The sequence below is a fragment of the Streptomyces sp. NBC_00258 genome (assembly GCF_036182465.1).
In the GTDB taxonomy this organism is placed as follows: domain Bacteria; phylum Actinomycetota; class Actinomycetes; order Streptomycetales; family Streptomycetaceae; genus Streptomyces.
The window spans coordinates 12,180,331-12,192,965 of the sequence record NZ_CP108081.1 but is presented as its reverse complement, the minus strand read 5'-3'; the positions used below and the strand labels follow the sequence as shown (position 1 = coordinate 12,192,965).

The window sequence follows — 12,635 nt, the reverse complement described above, 5'->3', positions numbered from 1 at the left end:
GGCCCCGGCACTGACACCGACTCCGCACGGCCTGTGAGAGCTGTGAGGCTCGGAAGCCATTTCCTACCGTCTGACTGAGTCTGCCCGAGGCGTCCTGGCTGGTGTCCCGGGGCAGCGGCGCCACATCCGGCGGGTGTAGGTGCCCGGCGGATAGTCGATCAGCGGCCCGAACTCGGTGGCGGTGTGATCAGGCATGACGTCGGTTTCCCGAGAATCTATCCGCGGTTCGAGTCATAGCCCCACCGAGCCCGGCCGTCTTTGCCCATGAAGCATTTGACGGGCCGTCCGTCTTCAGCGGTGCCGAGAGCGCCGACGGGGGAGCAGGCGTATCCGAACTGGACACCCGTCCGGCCGCCAGAGCTGCTCCCGCCGCTTGTCCCGCTACCGCCGGAGTCGTCGCCGCTGTCTGCGGCGGCCTGTGCAGTAACGGTCACCTTCACCGTCTTCGTCGCAGTGACCGTGGGCGCGGGCTTCGCCGTCGCCGTCGCGGTCACAGTGACGGTCGGGCCAGGGCTGGCTACCGAGGGTTTCGCGCCGTCGGCCGTGCCGCCGTCGCCGCTGGCTCCGGCGCCGATGCCGAGGAAGAACGCGAAGCCGAGCGCGGGCAGAACGTACCTCTTGCGCGCCCATCTCGCGGCCAGGCGCGGCGGCTGCTGCGGTCTGGGCGGCCACATGTACGGGTTAGTCATCTCGTCCCCCTGCGCGCGGTTCCGGAGGGGGACGACGGTACTGCGGGGGAGATGATGCGTCCGCAATCTGCGGGAGTGGTGACCATCCCGTGATGGCCCGTCGCGCTCGTCCACTACTCGGGGCTTCATCCATAGGCGCAGCAGCTCAACAGGCAACGTCACTACCGGGCATGACCAGTCCTTGGCATGTCGGCATCAGGCAAAGGTGCCGACTCAGCAGACAATTCGGCCGAACTTCGTCACCAGCCGGTTGATCTGCTCCTGAGTCCGCGGCGGATAGTTCCGACAGATCGCTTCGGTGCCATCTGCCGCTACCCAGCTTCCGGCGACTCCCCCGTGATGGCTGCATGCGCCCCGCTCCCCAACCGACAGGGACACCCAGCCGTCAGCGCACACCGCGCCCTGGTACGTCCACTCGACCGGCGTCACGGAGGGCTCTTCCGGCGCAGCCGGGGCTGGTGCTGGCCGTTTCGCCTCGTCGGGGTCCTCCCAGAGGAGTCCCACGACCATCAGACCCACGAACACGGGCACGAACATGACGACACAGAACAACTGGAATGCACCCACGGCCACGGCGCAGGCCCTTGTCACGCGATCCCACGCCGAGCGCACCTTTGATCCCCCTACCCCCACCGCGTCCCCACACGGCGTCGCGGCATCTTACTTGCCCATACAGGCCGTGCCCCCGCCAGACCGAGAAGACCCCGATCTGGAAGTCCTGACCGCTTCCTTGCGCCGTGAGTCAAGGACAGGAACACGACGCCGGCAAGGAAAGTGGCCGGAAGCCCGCCACCGTCGGGTGGCGGGCTTCATCGTGGCCGGGTGCAACGGTCGGTCACGGTGCGGCGACGAGTGAGCTGAGCGGTTACTCGGCCGTCGGCTCGATGTAGGTGTTGTCGAACCAGTCGATGAACTCGCGCACAGTGCCGACCTTGGCGACCCGGGCGTGCAGAGCCTTCTGGTCGTGTCCGATCAGGAACCAGCCGGTGGCCACCGGCTCCCCGCAGCCGCAGTGACACATACGCGTTCCATGAGGGGAGTCGAAGTAGGTGATCGGATTGCGTGCCGACCCCACGGGAGGCTTCCCCCCGACGTAGGCGTCGTAGACCGCGTCGCCCGGCTTGAGGAACCGGCCCTCGATCGCCTTGCGCCCGCCGGCCACCGGCACAAGCCGGTCGATCTCGATGGCCATGCGCACTTCACCCTCGGCGGAGAGCAGGGCGTACTGCTCCCGCTCGGCCCGCTCACCCAGAACCCAACAACCCCGATTAGCGTGGAACAGCGCCTCGTCGTCCATGTTCGGGTCCCAGCCGACGTGATCGCGCCCCAGCTGGTCCTCCTGCGGGTTGACGTAGCGCATCCGCCCCAGCGTGATGTGGATCATGGATCAATCCCCCCAATAGATGGATACCCAGGGCTCCTTGCCCTGCGGACTATCGAACATCCTGGCAGGTTGACTCGATACCTTCAACCCCTAGGGAATATGGGTTATCGACTATCGCGACGGCGGCCCCTGGCCCTCACAGATACTCCCAGTCGAGGCGGGTCACCTGAGAAGAAGGGCCTGCTCACACATGCCGCCGCCGCTGCGGCCGGACTGGTCGTCGGCGTCCTCATCGGCGTTGCGGAATCAGGGGCGGCCCGGGATGCCGGGTGCCTCAGCCGAGGCTGCCAGGAAGGGTCCGGCCCAAGGGGCAACGCGATGAGACGAACTCCTGTCTGATCGTTCACTCGTCGTAGTGCTGTTCCCGGTCTCGTTCTATGCAGCGGCCCCCCTCCCGCTTGATCGTGGAGATGTCGCAGCTGGTCGAGACCGGGAGTTCTGCTCCCCGTCCTTGCTGCTCGGGGGTGGGGCATGTCGCGTGTGATCGGCGAAGTCTCGATGAGTCTCCGTCGTACGGACGGGAAGATCGACGAGGACCTGGTCTGGTCGACGACGGGCGTCGACGTGTTCGAGCCCTCGATCCCTTGGCGTACGTTCCGCTGGCGACGGGGCCAGAAGCACTATTCGGGGCTGTATTGGTCGTCAACCATGCGCGACCACGTCGTCTACGAGTCCCGGCTTGAGCTGACACGATTGCTCGACGCCGACTTCGACCAGGACGTGACGGCTGTCTTTGCCCAGCCGTTCTTGCTGTCCACCACCGTCGACGGCCGTCGACGCCGCCATGTACCTGACTTCCTGGTGATGCGCGAGAAGGACGTTCTGCTGGTCGTGGACGTCAAACCGCGGCACCGGCTCACCCGCCCGAAGGTGAACTTCGCGCTCGGTTGGGCCCGCGAGGTCGTTCTGTCGCGCGGCTGGGATTTCCAGGTGTGGTCCGAGCCGCCCGAAGCTGAACTGGCGAACCTGCGCTTCCTCGCGGGCTATCGCCGCGACTGGCTCTTCGACAAGGACCTGCTCGGTGGCCGGTCTGCAGGGTCGGGCTGACCAGCAACATCGGCATGAAGGAGTTCAATCGGTCGCTGCTGGAGTACTACGCGCACCCCGGCCGCAAGTGCGGCACCGCCGCGCTCTTCGCTCAGCGCGCCCTGGACTGCGTGTTGGAATGTGAGACGCGCATCTTGGTAATTGACGATCTGCACTTCCTCAAGTGGCATGACCGCAACGGGACCGAGGTCAGCAACCACTTCAAGTACATCGCGAACGAGTTCCCCGTCACGATCATCTTCATCGGTGTCGAACTGGCGGGCCGCGGCCTGTACGCCGAGGCCAACTCCCGCGGCAACATCACCCTCGCCCAGACCGCGCGCCGCACCACACCGCTGACCATGGAGCCGTTCATCGTCACCAACGACAAGCACCGCATCGAGTGGCGGAACCTGCTGCTCGCGCTGGAGCAGCGGATCGTGCTGTGCCGGAAGTTCCCCGGCATGCTCGCCGACGAACTGTCCGACTACCTCTACATCCGCACCACCGGGCACATCGGCTCGCTCATGACACTCATCAACCGTGGCTGTCAGCATGCCGCCCGCACCGGCGCCGAACTCCTGGATGTGGAACTCCTCGACCAGGTGAAGCTGGATGCGGCGGCGGAGCGTGCCCGCAAGGCGCTTGCGAAGAAGTTCGCCCGCAAGCACATGACGACCAAGCCGCGATCCCGCACCGCGAAGGCCACTGCGGCGAAGACCGTGGCATGAGGCCAGCCCGTACGCTGCCGCTGCGCCGGGCCCCGTTGGCCGGCGAGGCCCTGGACTCCTGGATCGAGGTGATGTCCGCCCAGTTGAGGGTGCCGATGGGCGAGTTGCTGGTCGCGCTGGGCCTGCGCCGGGAGGACGAATCGCCGACGAACTGGGCGCCTTGGATGACGCAGCTGACGCCGCCCCAGGCCGAGCACATAGCCGTCGCTACCGCCATCCCGCCTGACTCTCTGCACACGATGACGTTGCAGCAATTCGATCAGCGAGCCCTCGTCATCGACCGCGACCGGGGGCAGGTCAACGGATTGTTCATGTGGGGGCGCGGCGGCGGCAGCGGTTCGCGGTTCTGCCCGGACTGCCTGCGGGAGAGCGAGGGACGCTGGCCTCTGCTCTGGCGGCTCGGTTGGTCGTTCGCCTGTCTCACCCACCGCCGGCTGCTGGCGGACTTCTGCCCCAAGTGCGGCTCGCGGCACCGCAAACGCCCGCACCCCAGCCACCTCATTCCCACTCCCGGCCACTGCGACCATGTCAGCCGGTCGACCGATCAGGCCCCACGGATCCGGTGCCTGCACCCGCTGGCCGATACCGAGACCATGCGCTTCGACGACGGGCACCCTGCGCTGCGGGCCCAGCAGGCGCTACTGGACGTCATCACCTCCGGTGTCGGCACTTTCGGCGTGTACGCCCACGATCCGCAGCTCGCCATGGCCGTGCTCGCCGACATGAGGGGCCTCGCTCGCCGCGTCCTGATCCACATGCCCGCGCCTCGCATGACGCGCCTGGTTCCCGAGGAACTCGTGGAGGCCCACTTTCGCGCCCGGGAGCACAACAGCGGCCTGACGAGCACCCAGCGGCGTGCACCTCTCGATCCCGGTCGCGCGGCCCCGGCCTACGCGGAAACCACGGCTGCGGGAGCCGTCGCCGCCTGGAGCATCCTGGGACAGGCCGACTTCCGCCAGGCCGCTCCCCGGATGAGGGAACTCCTCGACGCCATCGTGGACCGCGGCTACTGGACCAGCCCCACGGTGACCCGGAATTGGGGCCGCCACAACAGCCCCGTGCTGGAGTCCGTGCATCTCAAGACCATCGCGCCGACCCTGTGGCCCAACGCCGCCCTTCGCTACCGCACCGCGCTGCCCGCCCCGTCGCTCCCGACCACCACGCCCTCGCAGCTGACCGCCCGCGCACGCAAGATCCCCGGCATCATCTGGCCGCTGTGGGCTGTACGCCTCAACCCCGTCCCGCAGGTCCGCGAGCACCTCGCCGCCGCGCTCTCGGCCAGCCTGCTGCTGGTGAACAGCCGCCTTGAACTGCCCGATGCGGTCAAGAAGGTCGGCAACCTCATCAACCAGCCCAACTTGACGCACGTACTCCAGGCACTGCGCGACGACGCTCACTACGAGGGCATCCAACTCGCCCTGATCCAGATCGCCGCCTACCTCGACAACCACAAGGTTCCGATCGACTACGGCCGCCGACGACGCCTGGACTACAGCACCTTGCTGCCCGAGAGCGAGTGGATCGCCCTGTGCCGGCGCACCCTGACCGAGCCCGGAGCCGGCACCCGCTACCAGGTCGCCCGCTGTTACCTCTTCGAGAAGATCAGCGGCCTGCCCCACACCCGGATCCCCGACCCGCCGCGCGACAGCCAGAACTTCCGCAACAGCCGGGTCCGGTTCCCCTACGTCCTGACGCCCGAGGCGTCCGCCGAACTCGACCAGATCGGCAGGGCATTCCTCGACCGCAATCGGCTCAGCAACGAGCCCCTGACCTGGCAGCCACCCGCAGAACTACTGGACGAACTCGCCCTGCCCCGACCCGACCCCGGCGACATCGACCTTGCCGATCTTCACCGCCGCGTCCGCTCCGGGCAGACGAGCACCGGCATCGCCGACGACCTCGGAACCGATCTGCGCACGCTGCGCTACGTCCTTGACCAGCACCCTGTACCTGCGGCGAAGTCGACCGCCCACAGCATGGAGCGCGGCCTCAAGGGCCTGCACGCCGCCCGGCACATGATCTCCAAGGACCAGCTGGAACGCTTCTACGTACAGCAGGACATGCCCTTCCGCACGATCCAACGCGAAACCGGCATCAACCGGAAGGCCCTGGCCGCGCTCGCCGACGAGTACGGCATTCCGAAGCGCAACCACCGGCCGTGCGGAACCCTGGACCGGGAATGGATCTACGAGCAGTACGTCGTGGGCCGCCGGACGCTGGAGGACATCGGCCGAGAGGTCGGCATGAGCGGATCATCCGTGGGGGCCCGCGTCCGCGAATACGGCATCGGGACACAGAACAACCGCCAGCCCTGGTACCCGCAGCACGACTTCACCTCAGCACCGGAGGCGATCCAGCCCACCCTGGGCAACTCCTACTCGATCTGTCGGCTTCGCCTCTTCATCCAGGTCGTCCGGTACTCCACCCTCATCGAGGCGTGCCAGACCCATGGCATCCACCCGTCGACCCTCACCATGCAGCTCAAGCGCCTGGAGACGGATCTCGGCGGCCCGCTGCTGATCCGCGCCAGCCGAGGTCGTCAACTCGAACTCACCGCTTTGGGCCGAGACGTCGTCGAAGCCGTCGAGGTCTGGGCCCGTACCCTGGCGGAACAGCCGCGGGAGACCTGGGCCCGGTCGGAGTGGCGCCCTCCACTGCCAGGACGCAAACGCAAGAGCCGGCACCCTGCTGAGGCGCCGGGCCTGGACCGTTTCCCCGCCCTTCTCCAGCCTGCGGTGCGAACGTTCGCCGGGCGCCGGCGGCTGCACCGGTTCCTGCAAGCCGCGAACTACCCCTCCCTGGCGGCGTACTGCCGCGAGGCGGGAATGTCTCCGTCCGCGCTGACTCCGCAGATTCAGCACCTGGAACGAGACCTCCAGGGGCAGCTCCTGATCCGCGGCCAGCACGGGCACCGGATGCGGCTCACCGACTTCGGTGAGAGGGTCCTGGCCGTCGCCCTGCCATACGCAGACCAACTCGGCGCGCGCAGCGACACCTACTGACTGTCGCTGAACGTCAGGGCCTGGTCGGCGCCGAGCTCGCCAACGCGGGCCATGAACCCTGCGGACGTCCGTCGGGAGGAACCGCCGCCGAAGCCAGCGGTGTGCCTTCGGTGACGGGCTCGTTCCCCGGTTCGGCTGGCTGGTGGTGTGCCGGGTGACGGGTCGTCATCCGGTGTTGCGTGGGGGCGGGATCGGTGGTGGCGTGGGCGTCAGGTGGTGGGTCAGGGTGTCGCCGGTTTCGGGGGCGAGGCGGCCGGTGGGGTCGAGGCCGAGGTGGTCGGCGAGGTCGCGGATGTGGAGGCGGGTGCTGGCTTCCAGGAGGAGAGCGTAGGTGTCGGTTGCGGTACGGGTGCGTACCCAGCCAGTGAGGGTGAGTGTGGCGGTGATGAGTGCGGCGGGCCACCACCAGACGGTGAGGGGGAGGTAGAGCAGGGCCCAGGCGGTCAGGGCGGTGGCGCGAGTGAGGTTCTGGCGGGCGGTGGTGATCTGGGTGCGGACCTCCTCGGGCAGGATCAGCCACAGATGCGGCCAGAGGGTCGCCAGGACGAGGTGGTGATCGCGATCCAGACGGACGGCTACCGCGTTGATGCGGTCCCCGCTCCAGGTGGGGCGCTCAGGTTTCTCGGGGGCGATGCGGGTCACGGCGCGTTCGGCGGCGTGCCGCGTGACGGGGTCCGGACGTTGGCCGCGGGCCAGGGCTTGGGCGTCCTGCTCGCGGTGATGGTGCCAGGTGCGAGCTGCTTCGGTCCAGCGGCCGTGCCGTCGAGCGGTTTGCTTGGCAGCAAGCTGGCGGAGCGGGGGTGGCCAGGTGGGCCAGTCGGCGGCCAGGCAGAGCCGTTCGGTCAGTGAACCGAGGGCTTGTGCGGCCAGTCCGGTCGCGGCGGCGCCAGCCAGTATCGCGGCCAGCAGTACCACTTGACCGCCCACGGTGCTCGTGGCGGGGTGTCTGGCCCAGGTCGTGATCTGGTGGGTGAGGCGGGGCAGCTCGAAGGGGTGTGTGTGGCCCAGGGTGTGGGCGGTGGCGGCGACGGCGAGATAGAGGGCGCCGGGCAGAACCAGCAAGGACAGCCACCGCTCGGCGAGTTTGGTGCCCAGTTGGGATAGCAGGACGCCCACCAGCTACAGCCGTTCCCGGCGCAGAATGGTGCTGCTGATCGCGCACTGCGGCACCGAGGAGGTGGCCTGGGGCCACCAGTAGCGCGCACAGCGGCCTCCCGGACACAGATACACCAACTCGGCACGGATATTGGGGATCCCGGTATTGCTGATCCCGGCTGGCTGGATACCACGGGTGGAGCCTGTGTGATCGGTGTAGCCGTCCAGCCCCAGGGGGTCGCAGCTGGCCTGCAGGACCGCGTGCAGCACGGAGAGCGTGCCCGCGACGTCCCGTCCCGTGCGGCGTCCAGCACCCGCTCCACCGGGCCCTCGTCCCCGCCCAGCCCGCGGCGCAGATCTGCGCGGATCTCCTCCAGGTGCGCGCACACCGTGGCCAGTCTCTGCGCCAGGTCCGGCCCTTCCGCCTCGCCCTCGTCGGCCATGGCTTCCCTCCCTGCCTGTTCTCGCCACCGGCTTGGACCCGGCCAACTACGCTGTTGCGGCGTAGGGTTGGTCGGCACCACGAGGGTACGCGGAGCTTTCCCCGCGACTCCTGGGTGGGCATGCCACGAGGCGCATGGTGGACGTCGGGGGTCGGGGTGCTAGAGGAACGGCTGGCTGCTGCGGTGTGGGCGCGGCTGCGGCGGATCGCCGACACCGGCGATCCTTCTCCGGCATTGGAACCCCAGGCCCTCACCGAGGCCCGACAGCTCACCAAACTCCTCCGCACCAACAACGGCGATTTGAGCGACGTAACAGCCTGGTACGTACTCGGCTGGCTGCACTTCCACCGGTACACAGCGCTCCCTGACGGTCAAGGCGGTGCGGACCTGGACGCCGCGGCGGAAGCGTTCATGCCCTGCTTCATCGCTGGCGCCAGCGATCTGCCCGAAGCCCTCCTGCTGCGGCTCGCCGACACCGCAGAACCGCACGCCGTCAGCCTGCTCCAGCAGGCACTTGAATCCGCCGACCCGGTTATCTTCCTCGGCAGTGCACCTGTGGCAGCAGATTGAGCATGCCACGCCCGCCGACCACCCGAACCGGGCGGAGTACCTGAACTACCTGGGGAACGCGCTGCAGGCCCGGTTCGAACGGACCGGGGACCTGTCGGACCTGGACCAGGCCATCGCCACCCGACAGGAAGCCGTACAAACCACGCCCGCCGACCACCCCAACGAAGACCTGTACCTGCACAACCTGGGGCTTGCGCTGGGGGCCCGGTTCAGACGGACCGAGGACCTGTTGGACCTGAACCAGGCCATCGACCATCTCCAGGCCGCGATCCGGGCCACACCCGCCGACCACCCCAAGCGAGCGGGGCGCCTGTTCCACCTCGGGAACGATCTGAGGAACAGGTTCGAGCGGACCGGGACTCAGTCGGACCTAGACCAGGCCATCGACCGTCTCCGGGCCGCGGTCGGGACCACGCCCGCCGACCACCCCGGCCGAGCGGCGTTCCTCAACAATCTCGGGGGCACGCTGCGGGTCCGATTCGACCGGACCGGGGGCCTATCAGACCTGGACCAGGCCATCGACTGCCTCCAGTCCGCAGTCCAGGCCACGCCTACCGGCCACCCCAACCGAGTCATGTACCTGCACAGCCTGGGGCGTGCGCTGGCAACCCGGTTCCAGCGTACAGAGAATCTGGCCGACCTCGACCAGGCCATCACCATTCGACAGCAAGCCGTAAACGTCACCCCCGCCGACCACCCCAACCGAGCTGCGTACCTGAACTACCTCGGGACCACACTGGGGGACCGGTTCGAGCGGACCGGAGTCCTATCGGACCTGGACCAGTCCATCGACTGCCTCCAGTCCGCAGTCCAGGCCGCGCCTGCCGGTGCCCCTAACCGAGCCATGTACCTGTCCAATCTGGGGTTTGCGCTGCGGGTTCGGTTCGAGCAGGTGGGGGATCTGGCGGACCTGGAGCAGGCTGTGGCCACCGGGCAGGGAGCCGTAAACGCCTCGCCCGCCGATGACCCGGGCCGTGTGGGGCACCTGTTCAATCTGGGGGGCACGCTGCAGGTTCGGTTTGGGCGTACGGGGGATCCAGCGGATCTGGACCAAGCCGTCACTATCGGACAAGAAGCCGTACACGCCACGCCCGCCGACCACCCGGATCGAATGGGGTACCTGAACAATTTGGGGATTGCGTTGCGGGACCGATTCGGGCATACGGGGGATCTGACGGATCTGGACCAGGCCGTCGATCATCTCCAGGCCGCGGTCCGCGCCACGCCCGCCGGCCGCCCCGACCGAGCAGCGTCACTGTCCAGCCTGGGGCTTGCGCTGGGAGCCCGGTTCCGGCGGACGGGGGATCTGGCGGATCTGGACCAGGCCGTCACCATCGGACAGGAAGCCGTACACGCCACGCCCGCCGACCACCCCGGCCGATCGGGGTACCTGACCAACCTGGGGGCCGCGCTGCAAGGCCGGTTCGGGCGGACGGGGGATCTGGCGGACCTGGACCGAGCCATCAACCGTCTCCAGGCCGCAGTCCGCGCCACGTCGGCCGACCACCCTGACCGCGCTAGGTACCTAGCCAACCTGGGGGCCGCGCTGCAAGGCCGGTTCGGGCAGACGGGGGATCTGACGGACGTGGACCAGGCCATCGATCATCTCCAGGCCGCGGTCCGCGCCACGCCCGCGGGTCACCCCGACCGAGCAGCGTGCCTCAACAACCTGGGGCTCGCGTTGCGGGACCGGTTCCGGCGGGCAGGGGACCAGGCGGACCTGGACGCGGCGGCATCCGCCTTGACCGGGGCGTGGGGTGTGGATTCGGCGGCGCCTTCGACCCGTATTGGAGCGGCGTGGGTGCTAGCCGGGCTCGTCTCACGATCTGAGGCGGGCCGGGCAGCGGATGCGGGGGAAGACGCGGTGCGGCTGCTGCCTGAGGTGACCCTGCGCCAGCTGGGGCGGGGCGACCAGCAGCATGCGCTCGGCGATTTCGCCGGACTGGCCGGGGATGCCGCAGCGCTGGCTCTCGCTGACTCCCGCGGGACCCGGAAGGAACGCGCAACCCGCGCGCTGCGGCTGCTAGAGGCCGGGCGGGCGGTGCTGCTCAGCCAAGCACTGGATACCCGCAGCGATCTCACCGACCTCAACCGGCAGCGCCCCGACCTCGCCGCACGGTTCGTCCAGTTGCGCGACCAACTCGACCAACCCACCACCCCCGCCGACGGGAGTGGTGAGACGGACACCCTCACGGTGCGGCAGGATCGCGCCGTACACGACCGGCACCGACTGGCCCGCGAGTTCGCCCAGACCCTGGTGGAGATCCGCGACCTGGATGACTTCGCCTCCTTCGCCCTCCCGCCCACCACCCAGGAACTTCTCACCCAGGCGGAACAAGGCCCCGTCGTGGTATTCAACACCAGCGGCTACCGCAGCGACGCCCTGCTGCTCACCACGGCTGGCATCACCTACCTGGAGCTCCCCAAACTCACCACCGACGCCCTGGCCGAGAAGGCAACCTCCTTCCAGCAGGCGCTGCACACCGCCACCACGGACCGGGACAAAACCCAGCGGCGGCAGGCACAGGACGTCATCACCCAGGTCCTGCAATGGCTGTGGGATACCGCGGCCGGACCCGTCCTGGACACGCTGGGCCACCACCGCCAGCCGCCGGCAGACGCCGAATGGCCGCGGATGTGGTGGGCACCGGGCGGACTGTTGGGACTGCTGCCCCTGCATGCTGCCGGCTACCACACCGACCCCGCCGACGACCCGCACCGGCGCACCGTCATGGACCGGGTCATCTCGTCCCACACCCCCACCGTCCGCGCCCTCCGTTACGCCCGCCAGCGCACCCGGGAAAACGTCCCGCACCCGGATACGCCCGTCCAAGGGCTGGTCGTCGCGATGCCCACCACCCCAGGCCTCCCCCGTCACGGCCGCCTGGGCCACGTCAGTGCCGAGGCCGAGATGCTGCGCCGCCACCTACCGCGCACCGTACTGCTGCGCGAACCCGACCCCGATGGCCAACCGGCCAACTCGCCGCCGAGCACGCCGACCAAAGCAGCCGTCCTAGACCACCTGTCCCATTGCCCGATCGCTCATTTCGCCAGCCACCCCACCGACCCCTCCCAGAGCCTGCTGCTGCTCCACGACCATCAAAGCGACCCCCTCACCGTCGCCAGCCTCACCCCCGTCCGCCTCGACCATGCCCAGCTGGCCTACCTATCTGCCTGCCGCACCGCGGCCATCGACACCGCTAACTTGGCCGACGAGGCCATCCATCTGACCTCTGCTTTCCAGCTGGCCGGCTTCCCCCACGTCGTCGGCACCCTGTGGGAGATCGACGACCAGATCGCCGTCACCGTCGCCGACAGCTTCTACACCCACCTGCGCACCCCTGACGGAACCATCGACACCAGCCGGGCAGCCCAGGCGCTGCACCAGGCCGTGCGCGGCGTACGTGACGGCCACGACCTGCCCGGCCAGCTCGACCGGACCCGGACCCCCTTCCTGTGGGCCGCCTACCTCCACGCCGGCGCCTGACACGAACCCCGGCCCCCCCCGAGGAGTCACACTTCTCATGGCCGCCCAGATATTCCGTTCGGCCGGATCACGGATGAACCACCGGCCCAGCACATGGCATATATGTCGGCAGCGGATGTCAAGGGACAAGGTCGTGAGACAGAAGTGTCGTGTCCTCCAATTGAGACGGTCGGAAAAGCCCAGGCCGCTACATCGGAACGGGACATTC

General features: G+C 68.5%; 9 protein-coding genes. 5 read left to right on the top strand and 4 right to left on the bottom strand.

Annotation, left to right across the window (positions count from 1 at the left end):
- Positions 1 to 215: 215 nt before the first annotated feature.
- The 3 genes from OG718_RS54095 to OG718_RS54085 form a co-directional block, all read right to left on the bottom strand.
- Positions 216 to 689, bottom strand: a complete 474-nt coding sequence (locus tag OG718_RS54095) for a hypothetical protein (RefSeq protein WP_328842648.1) — start codon at positions 687 to 689, stop codon at positions 216 to 218.
- 213 nt (positions 690 to 902) lie between these two features.
- Entirely contained in the window at positions 903 to 1,226 is a 324-nt protein-coding gene (locus OG718_RS54090; RefSeq protein WP_328842649.1) for a hypothetical protein, read from the bottom strand.
- Positions 1,227 to 1,554: 328 nt separating this feature from the next.
- Positions 1,555 to 2,073, bottom strand: a complete 519-nt coding sequence (locus OG718_RS54085; protein WP_328842650.1) for a hypothetical protein — start codon at positions 2,071 to 2,073, stop codon at positions 1,555 to 1,557.
- A gap of 471 nt (positions 2,074 to 2,544) precedes the next feature.
- Here OG718_RS54085 and OG718_RS54080 point away from each other — a divergent pair, with 471 nt between their 5' ends.
- Genes OG718_RS54080 through OG718_RS54070 form a run of 3 tightly spaced genes read left to right on the top strand, consistent with a single transcriptional unit; the run spans position 2,545 to position 6,832 of the window.
- Positions 2,545 to 3,120 (top strand): TnsA-like heteromeric transposase endonuclease subunit, encoded by a 576-nt coding sequence (locus tag OG718_RS54080; RefSeq protein ID WP_328842651.1) that lies wholly within the window; start codon positions 2,545 to 2,547, stop codon positions 3,118 to 3,120.
- Between the two features lie 14 nt (positions 3,121 to 3,134).
- On the top strand, positions 3,135 to 3,830 hold the full coding sequence (locus OG718_RS54075; RefSeq protein ID WP_328842652.1) for a TniB family NTP-binding protein: 696 nt from the start codon (positions 3,135 to 3,137) through the stop codon (positions 3,828 to 3,830).
- On the top strand, positions 3,827 to 6,832 hold the full coding sequence (locus tag OG718_RS54070) for a LysR family transcriptional regulator (protein WP_328842653.1): 3,006 nt from the start codon (positions 3,827 to 3,829) through the stop codon (positions 6,830 to 6,832). The genes OG718_RS54075 and OG718_RS54070 overlap by 4 nt, the downstream gene beginning before the upstream one ends.
- Before the next feature lie 165 nt (positions 6,833 to 6,997).
- Here OG718_RS54070 and OG718_RS54065 read toward each other — a convergent pair whose 3' ends face one another.
- Complete coding sequence (locus OG718_RS54065; RefSeq protein ID WP_328842654.1) at positions 6,998 to 7,948, bottom strand: hypothetical protein; 951 nt, start codon at positions 7,946 to 7,948, stop codon at positions 6,998 to 7,000.
- Positions 7,949 to 8,490: 542 nt separating this feature from the next.
- On the opposite strand from OG718_RS54065, the gene OG718_RS54060 reads away from it, so the two are divergent.
- Positions 8,491 to 8,940 (top strand): hypothetical protein, encoded by a 450-nt coding sequence (locus OG718_RS54060; RefSeq protein WP_328842655.1) that lies wholly within the window; start codon positions 8,491 to 8,493, stop codon positions 8,938 to 8,940.
- Positions 8,885 to 12,427: a CHAT domain-containing tetratricopeptide repeat protein gene (locus tag OG718_RS54055; RefSeq protein WP_328842656.1), complete on the top strand. Its 3,543-nt coding sequence runs from the start codon at positions 8,885 to 8,887 to the stop codon at positions 12,425 to 12,427. The genes OG718_RS54060 and OG718_RS54055 overlap by 56 nt, the downstream gene beginning before the upstream one ends.
- Positions 12,428 to 12,635 lie beyond the last annotated feature (208 nt).